This is a genomic window from Amycolatopsis sp. FU40, assembly GCF_021903635.1.
GTDB classification, from domain to species: Bacteria; Actinomycetota; Actinomycetes; order Mycobacteriales; family Pseudonocardiaceae; genus Amycolatopsis; species Amycolatopsis dendrobii.
This window is the reverse complement of sequence record NZ_CP091381.1, coordinates 882,029-899,147: the sequence shown is the minus strand read 5'-3', so window position 1 is coordinate 899,147 and position 17,119 is coordinate 882,029. Positions and strand designations below refer to the sequence as shown.

14 protein-coding genes, 1 pseudogene and 1 riboswitch are annotated in these 17,119 nt (G+C 70.5%); of the genes and pseudogenes, 2 read left to right on the top strand and 13 right to left on the bottom strand.

Annotated features, from left to right (window positions below):
- Positions 1-170: 170 nt before the first annotated feature.
- Positions 171-1,784: an AMP-binding protein gene (locus L3Q65_RS05380; RefSeq protein ID WP_237600849.1), complete on the top strand. Its 1,614-nt coding sequence runs from the start codon at positions 171-173 to the stop codon at positions 1,782-1,784.
- 77 nt (positions 1,785-1,861) lie between these two features.
- Here L3Q65_RS05380 and L3Q65_RS05375 read toward each other — a convergent pair whose 3' ends face one another.
- The 4 genes from L3Q65_RS05375 to L3Q65_RS05360 all read right to left on the bottom strand — a co-directional run bounded on the left by L3Q65_RS05375 (position 1,862) and on the right by L3Q65_RS05360 (position 5,056).
- A complete protein-coding gene (locus L3Q65_RS05375; protein WP_182892073.1) occupies positions 1,862-2,269 on the bottom strand; it encodes an ATP-binding protein in 408 nt (135 codons plus the stop codon).
- Positions 2,270-2,271: 2 nt separating this feature from the next.
- Entirely contained in the window at positions 2,272-2,646 is a 375-nt protein-coding gene (locus L3Q65_RS05370; protein WP_067587041.1) for an STAS domain-containing protein, read from the bottom strand.
- Between the two features lie 254 nt (positions 2,647-2,900).
- A complete protein-coding gene (locus L3Q65_RS05365) occupies positions 2,901-4,493 on the bottom strand; it encodes an FMN-binding glutamate synthase family protein (RefSeq protein ID WP_304504548.1) in 1,593 nt (530 codons plus the stop codon).
- Positions 4,494-4,534: 41 nt separating this feature from the next.
- Positions 4,535-5,056, bottom strand: a complete 522-nt coding sequence (locus tag L3Q65_RS05360; protein ID WP_237598934.1) for a DUF6790 family protein — start codon at positions 5,054-5,056, stop codon at positions 4,535-4,537.
- Positions 5,057-5,115: 59 nt separating this feature from the next.
- On the opposite strand from L3Q65_RS05360, the gene L3Q65_RS05355 reads away from it, so the two are divergent.
- The gene (locus L3Q65_RS05355; protein WP_182892075.1) at positions 5,116-5,529 is read left to right on the top strand and encodes a MarR family winged helix-turn-helix transcriptional regulator; all 414 of its coding nucleotides are present in this window, start codon (positions 5,116-5,118) and stop codon (positions 5,527-5,529) included.
- Positions 5,530-5,597: 68 nt separating this feature from the next.
- On the opposite strand, the gene metH is transcribed toward L3Q65_RS05355, so the two are convergent.
- From metH to L3Q65_RS05310, 9 genes and pseudogenes are all read right to left on the bottom strand, one after another.
- The gene (metH, locus tag L3Q65_RS05350; RefSeq protein ID WP_237598933.1) at positions 5,598-9,203 is read right to left on the bottom strand and encodes a methionine synthase; all 3,606 of its coding nucleotides are present in this window, start codon (positions 9,201-9,203) and stop codon (positions 5,598-5,600) included.
- Positions 9,204-9,220: 17 nt separating this feature from the next.
- A riboswitch (S-adenosyl-L-homocysteine riboswitch) is annotated at positions 9,221-9,297 on the bottom strand.
- A 44-nt stretch (positions 9,298-9,341) separates the two neighbouring features.
- Positions 9,342-9,944, bottom strand: coding sequence for a maleylpyruvate isomerase N-terminal domain-containing protein (locus L3Q65_RS05345; RefSeq protein ID WP_237598932.1), 603 nt, complete (start codon positions 9,942-9,944; stop codon positions 9,342-9,344).
- Between the two features lie 4 nt (positions 9,945-9,948).
- Positions 9,949-11,439: a carboxylesterase family protein gene (locus tag L3Q65_RS05340; protein WP_182892078.1), complete on the bottom strand. Its 1,491-nt coding sequence runs from the start codon at positions 11,437-11,439 to the stop codon at positions 9,949-9,951.
- A gap of 83 nt (positions 11,440-11,522) precedes the next feature.
- Positions 11,523-12,332, bottom strand: a pseudogene (locus L3Q65_RS05335) (lysylphosphatidylglycerol synthase domain-containing protein); the annotation flags it as partial.
- Entirely contained in the window at positions 12,332-13,348 is a 1,017-nt protein-coding gene (locus L3Q65_RS05330) for a glycosyltransferase family 4 protein (RefSeq protein WP_182892079.1), read from the bottom strand. The gene L3Q65_RS05330 and the pseudogene L3Q65_RS05335, both read right to left, overlap by 1 nt.
- 47 nt (positions 13,349-13,395) lie before the next feature.
- A complete protein-coding gene (locus L3Q65_RS05325) occupies positions 13,396-14,235 on the bottom strand; it encodes an aldo/keto reductase (protein ID WP_182892080.1) in 840 nt (279 codons plus the stop codon).
- Positions 14,236-14,278: 43 nt separating this feature from the next.
- A complete protein-coding gene (locus tag L3Q65_RS05320; protein WP_182892081.1) occupies positions 14,279-14,614 on the bottom strand; it encodes an STAS domain-containing protein in 336 nt (111 codons plus the stop codon).
- Between the two features lie 494 nt (positions 14,615-15,108).
- Positions 15,109-15,522: an SsgA family sporulation/cell division regulator gene (locus tag L3Q65_RS05315; RefSeq protein ID WP_037818751.1), complete on the bottom strand. Its 414-nt coding sequence runs from the start codon at positions 15,520-15,522 to the stop codon at positions 15,109-15,111.
- Positions 15,523-16,222: 700 nt separating this feature from the next.
- On the bottom strand, positions 16,223-17,095 hold the full coding sequence (locus tag L3Q65_RS05310; protein WP_237598930.1) for an alpha/beta fold hydrolase: 873 nt from the start codon (positions 17,093-17,095) through the stop codon (positions 16,223-16,225).
- Positions 17,096-17,119: the final 24 nt, after the last annotated feature.

Here is a 17,119-nt window from a genome sequence, read left to right as displayed (position 1 = left end):
CGCGACTGCGGGAGCGGTATTCGGAGCCTCCAGGCTGCCCCGGCAACCCCTCCCCGGCTGCGCTCCGTGCCCCCGCGAGCGCCGTCCGATGTTGCGTCTTCCTGACGATCGTAAAACGTATTACAGTAGCTGGACGCGTGAATGGCCGTCGTCTGAATTGGGGGCACGTGGTGCAGCTCCAGCCGAGTGCGCATGTCGACACGTTCTGCCGGGACCACCTCCCGCCGTTCGAGCAGTGGCCGCGGTTGTGGTTCGACCTCCCCGAACTGCGCTACCCCGACCGGCTCAACGCGGCCACTCGCCTGCTCGACGACACGATCGCGCGCTGGGGAACCGACCGTCCCGCGCTGCTCTCGCCGACCGAATCCTGGTCCTACGGCGACCTGCTGACCCGCGCCAACCAGATCGCCCACGAGCTCACCGCGCAGGGCGTCGTGCCCGGGAACCGCGTGCTGCTTCGCGGGCCGAACACCCCGTGGCTCGCCGCGTGCTGGCTGGGCGTGCTGAAGGCGGGCGCGGTCGCCGTCGCCACCATGCCGATGCTGCGGGCGCACGAGCTGTCGAAGATCATCGAGGCGAGCACGCCCGTCATCGCCCTCTGCGACCACCGGTATCCCGAGGAACTGCAGTCTTTCGACCTCCCCCTCGTGCCCTACGGCGGCGACAGTCCGGACGACCTCGCCGTCCGCTGCGCTGCCCGTCCCGAGACTTTCGAGGACGTCGACACCGCCGCGGACGACGTCGCTCTCCTCGCCTTCACCTCCGGCACCACCGGCCGCCCCAAGGCGACCATGCACTTCCACCGCGACCTCCTCGCCATCGCCGACACGTTCTCCCGGCACCTGGTCAAACCCCAGGAAACCGATCTGTTCTGCGGCACTCCCCCGCTGGCGTTCACGTTCGGCCTCGGCGGCCTGCTGGTCTTCCCGCTGCACGCCGGCGCCGCGACGCTGCTCATCGAACGCGCCACCCCGGCCGAACTCGCCGACCTCGTGGCCGAGCATCACGTGACCGTCCTGTTCACCGCGCCCACCGCGTACCGCGCGATCCTGGCGTCCGACCGCCGCCGGTTGCTGTCCGGCTTGCGCCGCGCGGTGTCCGCGGGCGAAGCGCTGCCCGCATCCGTCGCGACCGACTTCCACGAGGCCACCGGCCACTGGCTCATCGACGGCATCGGCAGCACCGAAATGCTGCACGTCTTCATCTCCGCCGCCGACGAGGACGCCCGCCCGGGCGCGACCGGACGCGTCGTCCCCGGCTACCGCGCACAGATCGTCGACGACGACGGCCACCCGGTCCCCGACGGCACCCCCGGCCGCCTGGCCGTCCAAGGCCCGACCGGCTGCCGCTACCTCGCCGACGACCGGCAGACCGTCTTCGTCGAGGACGGCTGGAACCTCACCGGCGACACCTACGTCCGCGACTCCGACGGCTACTTCCACTATCGCGCCCGCAGCGACGACATGATCGTCTCGTCCGGTTACAACATCGCCGGGCCCGAGGTGGAAGAGGTGCTGCTGCGCCACCCGGATGTGCTGGAATGCGCGGTCGTCGCCGCCCCGGACGACGCGCGCGGCTCGATCGTCGCCGCTTACGTCGTCCTCAACGAGGGCGTCCCCGGCGACGAGGCGAAGGTCAAGGAACTGCAGGACTTCGCGAAATCCCTTGCCGCGCCGTACAAATACCCGCGGCGGGTGGAGTTCATCCCGGACCTGCCGCGCAATCCGAGCGGGAAGGTCCAGCGGTACCTGCTGCGCCGCCGCGCCGCCGAACCGGTGAGCTGACCCGAACTTCCCGGCAGCCAGCCGCTGCGTCGCCGGCGCCGACAGCACTCCAAACCGGACTGTCGCGCCTCAGCCCGTCAGAGCTTCCAGCCCAGCGTGACCACCGTGCCGTCCGCGCCGGTCCGCACGTCCGCCCGGTCCGCCGTGGCCTGCACCAGCAGCAATCCGCGTCCGCGCACCGAAACCGGGTCGTCCTCGGCCTCGTCCGGCGGACGCCACTCGCCGTGGTCGGCGATCACGACCTCGACGCTGTCCGGCCGGCACACCGCGTCGAGGTCCACCAGCCCCGGTTCCCCCGGGTACGCGTGATCCGCGACGTTCGCCAGCGCCTCGTACCCGGCCAGCACGATGTCGTGCGCGCGATCGTCCGGGATGCCGGACTCCAGCGCCCAAGCCAGCAGCCGGTGCCGCAGCGCGCGCAGCGCCCCCGGCTCCGCCACGATCCCGTGACAGCTCAGTGCGCGGGTGTCCTCCTGCACGTCCATCGTCAGCCGCCCGCTCCGGCGACCCCGGCCAGCGCCTGGTCGACCGAGGGGAACAGCGCGATCCACTCGTCGAGGCCGGTGGTCGTGAACGGCCGCGAGGTGATCGAGGAGGTGCTCACGACCCGCAGCGCGCCCGCGTCGAGCTTGCGATGCGCGCCCGCCAGCACCTGCAGCCCGGACGAGCTGAGGAAATCGACCGCGCGCAGGTCGACCACCAGCACGCCGGGCTCGCGTTCGAGCACCCCGCCCACGAACTCGCCCAGTTCCGGCGCGGTGACCAGATCGATCTCGCCGCCCACGGTCACCACCGCGGCCGGTCCCCGCCACCGGACGGACACCTCGAGGTCGCCCGCGTCCTGCCCGTCTCCCGAAGCCACGATCACCGATCGTGCCCGATCGGACGGCGAATCGCCAGTGGACCACCGGACGGCGGCACCGCGCGCCCTCCGCCCGGCCGCGCGCCCGCTCCGCCATCGGCGGGTCCAGCGAGGGCCAGTCGCGGAGAACGGCACGTCAGACCGCGGCGCTACGGAACTCGCCGCCCGATGCCGAGGTCCGTGAAGGACTCCTTGAGGGAATCAGATTCCGCCAAGGGGCCCTTCACGGACAGCCGCCGAAGCGAAGCACCCGTTCAAGCGAACCGATCCGGATCAGCCGCCGCCCATTCCTCCGCCCACTCGCGAGGCGGCTCCGCCAGCAACTGACCGGGCTCCAGCCAGTCGTACCACTCCGCGTACGACAGCACCGTCCGCGCGTCCACCCGGCGGCGCAGCAACCGCGGCGACAACTCCGCCGGGTCCGAGACCCCCATCGCCGCCATGATGCGCATCGCCGAAGCGATTGTCGCCTCCTGATACCGGCGCACCCGCTCGGTCTTGTCCCCCACGTCCAGCGCCCGGCCCCGGCGCGGATCCTGCGTCGCCACCCCGACCGGGCACTTGTTCGTGTGGCACCGCTGCGACTGGATGCATCCCACCGCGAACATCATCGCCCGCGCGGCGTTCGTGTAGTCCGCGCCCTGGATCAGCCGCTTCACCACGTCCGCGCCGGTCGCGACTTTCCCGCTCGCCCCGAGCCGGATCCGGTCCCGCAGCCCGGTCCCGACGAGTGCGTTGTGGACAGTGTGCAAACCCTCGGTGAGCGGCGTGCCAAGGTGATCCGCGAACTCCAGCGGGGCGGCGCCGGTGCCGCCTTCCGCGCCGTCGACCACGATGAAGTCCGGTGTGACCCCTTCGGCCAGCATCGCCTTGCACACCGCCAGCACCTGCACCCGCGAACCGACGCACAGTTTGAATCCGGTCGGCTTCCCGCCGGCCAGCTCGCGCATCCGGGCGATGAACCGAACCAGTTCGCGGGGAGTCGAGAACACTCGGTGATACGGCGGCGAAACCACCGTTTCTCCCCTGGGAACCTCGCGCACCCGGGCGATTTCCGCGTTCACCTTCGTGCCCGGCAGCACTCCGCCCATCCCGGGCTTGGCACCTTGCGAAAGTTTCAGCGAAACGCATTTCACCGCGTCGTGCGCGGCTTTGCCGGCGAAGGTCGAAGGATCGAAATCCCCCTCCGGGGTTCGGCAGCCGAAGTAGCCGGTGCCGATTTCCCAGATCAGGTCGCCGCCGCCCCGTAAGTGGTATTCCGAGAGCCCGCCCTCGCCGGTGTCGTGCGCGAACCCGCCGCGAGCGGCACCGTGGTTCAGCGCGAGGATCGCGTTGCTGGACAAGGACCCAAAGCTCATCGCCGAAACGTTCAGCAACGCCATCTCGTACGGCTTCGCACAGTCCGGCCCGCCGACCCGGACTCGCGGCGCGTGGTCCGGAACCGGCACCGGCGCGAGTGACGGGACGAGGAATTCGTATCCCTCGGCGTACACGTCGCGCTCGGTGCCGAATGGTTCTTCCGCGGCCGTGCCTTTGGCCCGCTGGTAGACAATGGACCTGATGTCCCGGTCGTACGGACGGCCGTCGAAGTTGCGTTCCACAAAGTACTGCTGCATTTCCGGCCGGAGGCTTTCGAGCAAGAACCGCAGATGTCCGAGCACCGGGTAGTTCCGCAGTACCGAATGCCGCCGCTGAGTCACGTCGTACACCCCAGTCGCCGCGAGCACCAGCAGCGGCGCCGCCAGGAACCACCACCACGGCGAAGCCGCGCTGAGCACTGCCGCCCCGGCCGCGAGCACGACCAGCCCGGCGACGAGTCCGAATCGGACCACACTGAGTCTCGCCACGGCGTCGAAACTAAACCCAGCGGCCAGGACGTGCAGGTCGGCTAGACAAGCGCGGGCTCCTCGACAGCCGCGGCCAGCCGCTTCGAACGAACAGCGAGGACGATCAGCACCGCCGGGAACAGCAGGTCGCAGACCAGGACGCCGCCGGTGTTGCCCGGCGCGTGGTCGCCGTTGGCGAACCACTGGCACACGTGGCCGATCAGCGCGCCCCACAGGAACATCCCGGCGCCGAGTCCGACAGTGATGCGCTCACGGGCGGTGGCCGACGCCGAGGCGGCGCGGAAGCCCATCACCGCGAGCCCGAGGTTGGCGAACGCGATCTCGAACTGGAACGGCGAGCGGGTGAAGCCGATCACGTCGGCCATCACGCCCGGCGCGCCGAGGAAGGCGAAGACCATCCACAGGCTGCCGCAGCCGAGCGCGGCGACCGCCCACCACCGCTGCCAGATTTCGAGCCTGGCCTGCGGCGAAGGGCTCTCCTGGGTGCGGATCAGCGCACCGGCGACCGCGATCAGCGGCCAGATGAGGGGGAACAGGGTCTGAGCGGCGTAAGGGATCTCCATGCCGATGAGTCTTGCATAGTTAATATTAACCCGTCAACACTCCTGGTAGGCTCGCTCCCGTGGACGACGGACTTGCCGAAGCGCTTCATCGAGTGGTGTTCCTGCTGGGCGAAGCCGCGCGGAAACGCGCGGACGATTCAGCCGGGCTGACCTACAGCCAGCTCCGCCTGCTGGGCACAGTGGAAGACATCGAACCCGCGACACAGCATCAGCTCGCGCAGGCGATGTCGGTGTCCGACCCGGCGATCAGCCGCGCGCTGCGCCCGCTGGAAACAGCCGGGTTCGTCCAGGTGCGCCAGGACCCCGACCACGCGCGACGACGGCTGGTCACGCTCACCGACGCGGGCCGGAGAGCCTTCCACGACACCGGGAAACCGCTCCGGGACGAACTGCGCGAGGCGTTGCTGAAGTCGGGTTTCCCGTACGAGCAGTACCTGCGCGACACCGAGCGGCTCGCCGAACTGCTGTCCTGAACCGGTTCCCCCAGCCGCCATCCAGCCGGCCGCCGCTTTCGTTGTCCCGGCGTCGCACGAGAACCGGCTCAGTAAGCCAGATTGGGCCGCAGCCAACGCTCCACTTCGGACAGTTCCTCGCCGCGCCGGGCCGCGTAGTCCTCCATCTGGTCGCGGCCGAGGCGGCCGACCGTGAAGTACCGCGATTCCGGATGCGCGAAGATCAGCCCGCTCACCGCGGCGGCCGGGGTCATCGCGTACGACTCGGTCAGCCCGATCCCCAGTTCCTCGGCGCCCAGCAGCGTGAACAGGTCCTTCTTCTCGCTGTGGTCCGGGCTCGCCGGGTAGCCGAGCGCCGGGCGGATGCCGCGGAAGCGTTCGGCGTGCAGGTCCGCCAGGTCCGGCTGGACGTCCGGCTCGAACCAGCGGCGGCGGGCCTCCAGGTGCAGGTACTCGGCGAACGCCTCGGCGAGCCGGTCGGCCAGCGCCTTCACCATGATCGCCCGGTAGTCGTCGTGTTCGGCCTCGTAGCGGGCGGCGAGGTCTTCCGCGCCGTGGATCCCGACGGCGAATCCGCCCAGGTGGTCGCCGAACCCGGCGGGGGCGATGTAGTCGGCGAGGCACCGGTTCGCGCGGCCGTCCGGCTTCTGCGTCTGCTGGCGCAGCATCGGGAACTTCCAGTCCGAGTACTCGCCGTCGAGCAGGATGTCGTCGCCCTCGGAGTGCGCGGGCCAGAACGCGTACGCGCCGCGCGCGGTGAACGAGCCGTTCTCGATGATCTCGTCCAGCAGCTGGTTCGCGTCGTCGAACAGCTCGCGCGCGACCGGCTGGTCGAGGATCGCCGGGTACTTGCCCTTGAGTTCCCAGGCCAGGAACAGGAACTGCCAGTCGATCATCTCGCGCAGTTCGGGAATCGACGGCTCGACCACCCGCACCCCGGTGAACTCCGGCGTCGGGATCTCGTCGAACGACACCTTCTCGGCGTTCGCCCGGGCCTGTTCGACGGTGAGCATCGGCGTCGCGTGCCGGTTCTCGTGCTGGACGCGCAGCCGCTGCTGCTCCGCGCGGTTGGCAGTGTCCAGCGCGTCCGCGCGGTCGGTGTCGAGCAGGTCGGACACCACGCCGACCACCCGCGACGCGTCGAGCACGTGCACCGTCGTGTGGTCGTACGCCGGGGCGATCTTGACCGCGGTGTGCTGCTTCGACGTGGTCGCGCCGCCGATCAGCAGCGGCAGTTTGAGCCCGCGCCGCTGCATTTCCTGCGCGACCGACACCATCTCGTCCAGCGACGGCGTGATCAGCCCGGACAGCCCGACGACGTCCGCGTGCTCGGCCACCGCGGTGTCGAGGATCTGCGCCGCGGGCACCATCACGCCGAGGTCGATCACCTCGTAGTTGTTGCAGCCCAGCACGACGCCGACGATGTTCTTGCCGATGTCGTGCACGTCGCCCTTCACCGTGGCGAGCACGACCTTGCCCTGGCCGCGGGTGGTCTCGAAGCGGCCCTCGGCCTGCATTTTGGCCTTCTCCGCCTCCATGTACGGCTCGAGGTAGGCCACCGAACGCTTCATCACCCGCGCGCTCTTCACGACCTGCGGCAGGAACATCTTCCCCGAGCCGAACAGGTCGCCGACGATCTTCATGCCGTCCATCAGCGGGCCCTCGATGACCTCGAGCGGCCGGTCGAACTCCTGCCGGGCCTCCTCGGTGTCGTCCTCGATGAAGTCCACGATGCCGTGCACCAGCGCGTGCGAAAGCCGTTCCGCCACCGGGTTTTCCCGCCAGGACAGGTCGACGACGCGCTTGGTGCCGCTGCCCTTGACCGTCTCGGCGAACTCCACGAGCCGGTCGGTGGCGTCCGCGCGGCGGTCGAACAGGACGTCCTCGACCAGCTCCAGCAGGTCCTTCGGGATGTCCTCGTAGACCGCGAGCTGGCCGGCGTTGACGATGCCCATGTCGAGCCCGGCGCGCACGGCGTGGAACAGGAACGCCGAGTGCATCGCCTCGCGCACGACGTTGTTGCCGCGGAAGGAGAACGACAGGTTCGAGATGCCGCCGGAGGTGTGCGCGCCCGGACAGCGTTGCTTGATCAGCGGCAGCGCCTCGATGAACGCCTTCGCGTACCCGTTGTGCTCGCTGATGCCGGTGGCGACGGCGAGCACGTTCGGGTCGAAAATGATGTCCTCGCCCGCGAAACCGGCCTCGCGGGTGAGCAGATCGTAGGCGCGGGAACAGATTTCGACCTTGCGCTCGACCGTGTCGGCCTGGCCCTTCTCGTCGAAGGCCATCACCACGACGCCGGCGCCGTAGTCGTGGATGCGCCGGGCCTGCTCCAGGAACGGGCCCTCGCCCTCCTTGAGGCTGATCGAGTTGACCACGCCCTTGCCCTGCACGCAGCGGAGCCCGGCCTCCAGCACGCTCCAGCGCGAACTGTCGATCATCACCGGGATGCGCGCGACCTCGGGCTCGGTGGCGATCAGGTTGAGGAAGGTCGTCATCTCCTGCTCGGATTCGAGCAGGTCGGCGTCGAAGTTGACGTCCAGCAGGTTCGCGCCGCCGCGGACCTGCTCCAGCGCGACGTCCACCGCAGCCTGGTGGTCGCCCGCCTCGATGAGCCGGCGGAACTTCGCCGAGCCGGTGACGTTGGTGCGCTCGCCGATCATCACGAACCCGGTGTCCGCGCCGATCTTGAACGGTTCGAGGCCGGAGAACCGCGTGCTCGCCTCGGGTGCGGGCACCGGCCGCGGCGGGAGGCCCTTGACGGCCTCGGCGATCTTGGCGATGTGCGCGGGCGAGGTGCCGCAGCAGCCGCCCACGATGTTGACCATCCCGGCCCCGGCGAACTCGCCGAGCATGCCGCCGGTCTCCTCGGGCGTCTGGTCGTAGCCGCCGAACGCGTTGGGCAGGCCCGCGTTCGGGTGGCAGGCGGTGTAGGTGTCGGCGAGTTTCGCCAGTTCCTCCACGTGCGGGCGCATTTCGGCGGCGCCGAGCGAGCAGTTGACGCCGACGACCATCGGGCGCGCGTGCGCGACGGAGGTCCAGAACGCCTCGACGGTCTGGCCGGACAGGGTGCGCCCGGACAGGTCGACGATGGTCACCGAAATCCACAGCGGAAGGTGCGGCGCGACCTCGCGGGCCGCGGTGATCGCGGCCTTGCAGTTGAGGGTGTCGAAGATCGTCTCGATCAGCAGCAGGTCGACGCCGCCGTCGGCGAGCGCCTTGATCTGCTCGGCGTACGAGGCTTTGACCTCTTCGTAGGTGACCGCGCGGAACGCCGGGTCCTCGACGCGCGGCGACAGCGACAGCGTGACGTTGAGCGGGCCGATCGACCCGGCCACGTACCGGTCGCCGAACTCGTCCGCGGCCTGGCGCGCGAGTTCGGCGGCGCGCAGGTTCATCTCGCGCACGCGGTCCTGGAGGCCGTAGTCGGCCTGGCCGATGCTGGTGGCGGTGAACGTGTTGGTGGTGGTGATGTCCGCGCCCGCGGCGAGGTACTGGCGGTGCACGTCGAGCACGACGTCCGGCCGCGTGAGATTCAGCAGGTCCGGGTCGCCGGTGACGTCCTTCTCGTGGCCCTCGAGCCAGTCCGCCCGGTAGTCCTCGGGAGCGAGACCGGCCCCCTGCAGCATCGTGCCCCAGGCCCCGTCGAGCACGACGACGCGCTGGTCGAGCAGGTTCCGCAGGTTCTGGGTCATCGCCACCTCCGCATGAGTCCACGGAGGCGCCCTTGGATGGTGGTACCGGCCGAGCGTGGCGGACCACCGGTCCGTTGCAGCGCCTCTCGACCTGGTGGTCAAGACTACCGGATGTGACCACCCCGCGGGCAGGTGTGTTCACTCCTCGGGAATCGAGCCGTCCTCGAGCGGGCTGCCCCGCCACTTCCAGCCGGTCCGCCGGGGCCGTCCGGGCAGGTCGATCCGCCCGGCGCACCAGCGCAGCGCGTCCCAAGCGTCGGGAATCGGCTCCTGCTCGGGGAAAAGCCGCGCGACGACGCGGGCGCAGGTGTCGCGCGGCGGGTCGATGGCGGCGCCCAGGCCCTGCGCGATGTCGTCGCCGTGCAGCAGCAGTTCCACGCAGCCCATCGCGGCGAAACCGGCGGGATCCGAACGGCCGGTCGGGTGGTAGGCGCGTTCGCCGGGGCGGCTGCTCCGGACCGCGGCGGCGAGCAAACGCCCGCCGGTGAGGGCGAATTCGAGCAGTTCGGCCGGGGACGCGTCGGCGTCGGTTTTGGCGAGGAAGCGCACGTAGCGGTCGGCCGGGCGGCTCACGACCTGCGCGGCGTAGGACAGGAGCGTGTCGCCGAGGTGTTCCGCGGTGTAACGGCAATCCCACTCGAGATCGCCCGCCGGACGCGTCCAGTCGCCGCCCGTGACGGGCTCGAGGGCGGCGGATACGCAGGCGATGGCTTCGTCAAGATCTTCGGCGCGCACGGTCATCCGGTCAGCGTAGAGAAGCCCAGAACCCGCAGTGGTGATCTTGGGCGAATCCGGTCAACGGCTGCGCGCCGCCCGGCCGGTACGCGACCGCCTGCCCGGTGGGGCCGCCGCGGACGAACGCCGTCCAGTCGTCCGCCATCCGGTCGGCGAGCCGCTGCTGCGCCGGGGTGAATGTCGTTGGCTGCTCGGCGAAATCGAACAGGTAGGGCAGTTCCGCGGTGTGCGTGGCCCCGAGCGGGAACGGCGCCCGCAGCGCGGCCGCCGCCGGGGAGGTCGGGTCGTTGAACTCGTACCTCGACACGGACGGGAGCGAACTGCCCAGCTTCGCGGCCGGGCAGGCGAACGCCCAGTCCGTGACAGCCGCCGCGTAAGCAAGGGAAGCGTTGCCGCTGAACGCGTCCACCGGGTATTCGCGCGCGACCGCGTCGGCGTGGGGGAAGACGTTCGCAAGCGCTTGCGGGTAGCCGTGCCGCGTGACTTCGCGACCGGCCGCGGCCTGCTCGGCGAGGAAATACGTGAACTCGTCGTGCGTCGTGCCCAGCATGACCGGCACCGGGGTCGCGGGAACCTTGCCGGGCAGCACCGAACCGCCGGTGACCGGGCCCGGCATCTCGATGCCCGCGATCGAGCCGTACGCCGGAGCGGTCAGGAGTTTTTTGACCGGCAACGCCCGCAAGCATTCCGCGGCGGTCCGGCGGTCGGTGCAGCCGCGCGCGGCTGCGTACTCGACGCTCTTGTGTTCGGCGGCCGACAGCGTCGCCTGCGCCTGGCACGGTCCACTTTGGATGATCGCGGCGCGGAACAGCCCGCGCGAGCCGGGGGCGACGAGGTGGTCGCACACCGACATCCCGCCCGCGGACTCCCCCGCGATCGTCACCTGGTCCGGGTCGCCGCCGAAGGACGCGATGTTGTCGCGCACCCAGAGCAGCGCCTGCTGCTGGTCGAGGAAGCCGTAGTTGCCCGGTTCCGGGCCCAGCGACGGGTCGGCGAGGAAGCCGAGCGCGCCGAGCCGGTAGTTGAGCGTGACGACCACCGTGTCGCCGCGGTCGACCAGCCGGGCGGCGCCGTAGCGGTCGCCGCCGCCGCTCAGGAACGCGCCGCCGTGCAGCCACACCAGGACCGGCCGTCCGGTCTCGCCGACCGGCGGCGTCCAGACATTCAGGTAAAGACAGTCTTCGCTGGTCAAGGCTCCGTCGGCGGCCTGCGGACAGCGGGGCCCTGGTTTCGTGGCGTCGCGCTCCCCCGGCCAGGGCTCGACCGGGGCGGGCGGCTGCCAGCGCCGCTCGCCGACGGGTGCGGCCGCGTACGGGATGCCTTGGAATACCCGGTGATCGGGAGCGACGCTGCCGCGGACGGCGCCGGCCGCGGTGTGCACGACGTCGCCTGCCTTGCTGATCGCCGCGACCGAAGAAGCGCAGGCCGACGCGGCCAGAACGGGGACGACGGCCAGCGCCGCGAGCCACCGTCGCCGAATCCCCCGAAAAGCCGCCGCCACCGGCCGGACGATACCGGCCTGCCGTCCGGGCCCGGCCGCCGGATCATCCGGCGGAGCGCGAGAACCGCCCCGCCGGGCAGCGTCGAGACCAGACCGAGCACGCCGTAGCCGACCGCGACCGTCACGCCCTGCTCCGCGCCCAGTCCGGCAGCGGCGAACGAAACCGCCGCGGCGCCCTCGCGCGGGCCGAATCCGCCGACGTTCAGCGGCATCCCCATCGCCAGCAACGCGAGCACCAGCAGCGGCAGCAGGGCGCTCAACGGCGCGGTCGCGCCAGCCGCGCGGGCGGCGACCACGAACAACGTCAGATGCCCGGCCACCGCCAGCAGGGACCAGCCAGTGACGCCGGGCCACGCTTCGAGCACGCCGGTCCGGATGTCGGCCGCCCAGACGTGCCTGAGCCGTTGCCGCATCGCCACCGCGACCACGGCCAGCGCCACGATCACGATCCCCAGGCAGATCAGCACCTGCCGCGGCAGCAGCTCCGGCCGGAAGACCACTACGGCCAGCCCGGCGACCACCACCACGGTCTGACCGGCGGCGCGTTCGAGCACGACCGCTCGAACGCCGCGGCCGACGTCGCCGGATCGTCGGCCGTGCTGGACTGCTCGGTGGACGTCGCCGAGCACGCCGGCGGGGAGGACGCCGTTGAGGAATTGCGCGCCGTAGTAGTCGCCGACAGCTTCACGGAACGGCAGGCGCAGGCCGAGCCGAGCGGCGACCAGCCGCCAGCGCGCGGCGCTCGCGAGCGTGGTCACGACGCCGATGACCAGGGCTGTCGCGATCGGTCCCGGGCCCAGCGCGCGCAGGCCGCCGGCGAACGCGCCGGTGCCGAGCCGCCACCACAGCGCGGCGATGAGCGCGGCCCCGGCCAGCAGTCGCAGCCACCGCATCAACCCACCGCCAAGATTCCGCTCAACCGGGCCGCCGCGTCGGCCCATCCCTCCAGTGTGCGCGCTCGCCCGACAGCCGCAGCACGGAGTCGTTTCCGCAGCTCAGGACTGTCACGCCAGCTTCGGAGCGCTGTTGCCAAGGCTGCTTCGTCGCCGGGCGGGACGAGGAGGCCGGGCCGCTCGCCGTCCGGCGCACGGCCGAGAGCGCCGGGCACGCCGCCGACGTCCGAGGCGAGCACCGGAATGCCGCGAGCGAGCGCCTCGGTGACGACCATGCCGTACGTCTCGGCGTGCGAGGGCAGGACCAGCAGGTCGGCTCGGTGGTAGGCGGCTTCCAGGTCAGCTCCGCCGAGCGGGCCGGTGAAGCGGGCACGCGGGTGGGTCAAGCTGCCGGCGTAGGCCGGGTTTCGAGTGCGGGAGCCGACCAGGTCCACCTTCAGTCCGTCTACTTCGGACAGTGCGTTCAGGAGGATGTCCTGTCCCTTGCGCGGCGTCACCGCGGCGACACAGATCAGCTGGGACACCCCGTCGGTCCCGGCGGCCCGCGGCGCCGGATCGGTCCCGGGCGGTGCGATGCGGACGGTGGCGAGGCCGTGCCGCTGCTCGACGGCGCGTGCGGCGGCCGGGCTGGTGACGACGACCTGGTCCGCCAGCTGGAGCGTCTTCCGTTCGCGGGCGTCGAGGTCAGCCGCGCGCTGCGGGTCGAGGCCGGTCTCGTCAGCCAGCGGGAGGTGCACGAGGACGACCAGGCCGAGCCGGTCCGCGTGCGGGGCCAGTACGTCTGGCACTCCGCAGGCGACCAGGCCGTCGAGCAGCACTTTCGCACCATCGGGGAGCTCGCCGAGAACCTGGTCGAGCCGGCTTTTCGCGCCCTCGTCCGGGTCCGGCCAGGTGCCGGCTGCCGGCCGCAGTGCGGCCGGCAGGTGCTCGGCCATGCGGCGGTCGTAAGTGTTGCCGCCGCTGGGCACGCTGCGGTCGTCGACGTCGCCGGGCACCACGAAACAGGACAGTCGCACGCTGCCTCCCTTCTCACCGGAGACAACGGGCGACTGGGCGATCTGGTTCAGCCTTCGAAGGTGTCCGGGTCGAAGCCGGTCCGGCGGCCCTCGTCGAGGCCGCTGAGGACGTCGAGGTCGCTGTCGCTGAGGGAGAAGTCGAAGATGTCGATGTTCTCCCGCATCCGCTTCGGAGACGACGACTTCGGGAACACGACGTTGCCGAGCTGCACGTGCCAGCGCAGCACGATCTGCGCCGGGGTCTTGCCGTGTTTCTCGGCGAGTTCGGCCAGCAGCGGGTCTTCGAGAACCTCGCCCTGGGCCAGCGGGCTCCACGCCTCGGTCACGATGCCGTGCGCCTCGTGGTAAGCGCGCAATTCCGGTTGCTGCAACGCGGGATGCAGCTCGATCTGGTTGACCGCGGGCACCGTCGCCGATTCGGCGGCCAGGCGTTCCAGATGCGGGATCTGGAAGTTGGACACCCCGATCGCGCGGGCCTTGCCCGCGCGCTGCAGTTCCTCGAAACCGTGCCAGGTGGCGACGTACTTGTCCTGCTTCGGCAGGGGCCAGTGGATCAGGTAGAGGTCGACGTAGTCCAATTCGAGCCGCTGCAGGCTGCCCTCCATCGCGTTGATCGCGTTGTCGTGGCCCTGCGCGTCGTTCGCCAGCTTGGTGGTGACGAAGATTTCTTCACGCGGTACGCCCGAATCGCGGATGCCCGCGCCGACGCCTTCTTCGTTGCGGTACATCTGCGCGGTGTCGAGGTGCCGGTATCCGGCCTCCAGCGCTTCGCGCACCGCCGCGGCCGTTTCCTCCGGCGGGATCTGGAAGACGCCCAGGCCGAACTGCGGGATCCGGACGCCGTTGTTGAGTTCGAGCTGCGGAACGCGGTTCGTCTCGATCGTCATGTCGGCGGCCTACCCGTGCGCGGCAGCCGTGAAACTCGCTCGATCAGGCAGCGACCGCCTCGCGGACACACAGAATCTCGTCCGCACCGGTCACCGAAAGACACCGCCGCACGGCGTGCCCCTGCCCGGCCACGACAGTGAACTGGGCGATCCGCTCATGCGCGTCGAGCAGGGCGCGAACGCCCGCACAGCTCAGAAACGCGACACCGGACAGGTCGACCACCACCGGCCCGGTCAACGGCGCGAGAGCCGATTCGAAAACGTGCGCGGTAGCCGCGTCGAGGTCCCCGACCGGGGCGAGGTGGATCGCGTCCGCCTGCCTCGCCGCGCGAACTGTCAATTCCACCGGCGCGGTGACGCCGGGAAGATGAAGAGTCATGGGCTTGCGCTCCTTCCGCAGAGACCTGCTTGGGGCGCTGACCGCAGTATGGTTCCGGACAACAGCCAACACTGGAGACCGTACGCGTTCTGCCGGTGCGGTCAACCCGGATGACCATGAGGTTCACTCACGCGGCGGCTGAGTCCGCCTGTTCGTGGGGCTTGTTCCGGCGGCGCGGTCACGGGTTGCGCTGCGGCGGAGTCTTGTTGGCGGGCTGCCGGTTTCTGGGCGACGGCGGGGATTCGTTCATCGGCCGTTCATGCTCGGGCACCTGGCCGGGGGATGCTCGAACCCGAGCCCCGGTTCGCCGTTCGCGCCGTGGGCGGCGGTTCCGGCGGTGCGACTTCGCCGGGCCGGAACTGGCCGACGAGGCGATCCGCGCGCGAGGCCGAATCCTCGACGCGCCAGGCGTTCGCGGTGCGACCGAACCCCGCCCGCTCCCGCAGCAGGTCGACTCTCCTGCCCGGGAGCCACCCGACGTCCACTATGGACGGTCAATCGCGCAGGGCGAGCTTCGCTAGTTCCTCGTCGAAGTCGAAGCAACGGTCTTCGGAGCCGACCGGGACCTCGTCGTAGGTGCGGTCGAGGAAGTCGGCGAGTTCGTTCGCCGCCGCCTCCAGCACCGCGGAACCGTCGGGCGCGTTCAGCTCCACCAGCACCCGGCTGTCGTCCGCGGCGGGGCGCACCTGGACGTCGCCGTCGCCCGCCGGGGCGAGCAGGCCGTCGGCGAGCAAATCCCGCCCGAACAGCCAGCGCACGACACCGCCGCCGGCGTGGTAGCCGACCGACACCGCGAACGGATCCGCCGGGTCGTATTCCAGATCGGCGCGCACCGGCAGCGGGACGGACCCGAACGTGCGCAGCCCGAAGATGATCGTCGCGCGGACGACCTGCGGTTCGGTTTCCACGACGGCGCCTCCTTCGTTACCCGGTCGCGAACCTGTCCGGACCGAAGTGAATGTTTCTCAATAAGTAACGCGCCGTAAGAGCCTAAGCTGCCCGACCGAGCAGATTTCACCCCAACGGTGGAGATCTACGTCTCAGTTGGCTACGCAAGGGCAGCATTGACAGCAGGAACGGGCAGCGCGAATACCGATGCCCGCGCAGCACGGGAGCGGCTTCGACCTGCGGAAACGGATCGCCACGATCGTGTAGCCGGAAGGCCCGGGACCGCCCGGAAAGGCCGCCGCCCGCCGCCCGGCAATGGCAGCGATCATCGGGAACGAAACGATTCAAGGCCGAGCGGCGGCTCGGTTGCCTCTCGCGGCGGAGGCGGCGGCAGGGACCAGCACCGGGCGGGAAGCGAAACCTCAATGGAGGCAGCCACTCCCACACTGAGGTTTCTCAGCAGCTGTGGTGTGCGGCCTCGCTGCGGCAACGCTCGGCTCCGGCTCCGCCGACGTACGCGAGGGGAATCCTCAGTGACTCTGATTCCCGCAGGGTGGCCCTCACGTACAGGCTCACCGGCTGGACCGGCGGGCATCGGCCGGGGGCGGCTTCACCCGCGCCTCGCCAGGCACCCGCAAGGTGCCACTGAGAAAACCTCAGTGCGGCATCAACGGGTCGGCAGCGGCGGTTCTTCCGAGGCGAGGCCGGGCTTCCGGAAGGTCAGCGCGTCTGCTCCAGAAAGGCCTCGACCGCGTCAACGACCTCGCCGGGCGCTTCTTCCGGAACGTAATGGCCGCCGGGAACGGCATGACCGGTGACCGCGGCGGGATCGGCGTGCTGGTCCTGCCAGACGCGCACCACGTCGCGCCCGCCGAGGCCGCCCCCGGCGCCCCACAGGAGCAGCAGCGGGGCGCGCACCCGCAGCCCGCTCGCGTGATCCGCCTCGTCGCGTTCGAGATCGGCCGAGAAGCCGGTCCGGTAGTCCTCAAAGGACGCTCGCAGTCGTGCCGGGTCGCTGAACGCCTCGACGTAGTGCCGGAAGGTTTCCTCGTCGACGGCACCGGATTCGCGCACTCTGGCGAAGAAATGACCGAGATACGCCTCGACGTTCCCGCCGACCAGCTGCGCGGCCAGGTCCGTGTTCCAGTGGAAGAACCAGTGCCACATCGCGCTCGCCGACTCGCGGCCGAACGAGTTCATGACCACCCTCGTGGGCAGAATGTCCAGCAGCGCCAGCGCTTTGACCTCCGACGGGCGATCGAGCGCCCAGCGATGCGCGACCCTGGCTCCGCGGTCGTGCCCGATCACCGCCGCCGACTCGAATCCCAGATGGCGGATCAGGCCGCTCAGGTCCGCGGCGGCAGCCCGTTTGCCGTAGTCCCCGGACCGGGCGAGGCCTGAGGCGCCGTACCCGCGCAGGTCCGGGGCGACGACGGTGCGGCCCTTGCCGAGCGGTTCGATCACGTTGCGCCAGCACGCGTTCGTCTGCGGCCATCCGTGCACCAGGACGACCAGTTCCGGCCCGTCCCCTTCCACGCGGTAAGCCAGTTCGACGTCGTCGAGGCGCACCGACTCAAGCGTGTCCCGAGGCATGGTTCTCCCTTGCGGTCGTTGAAT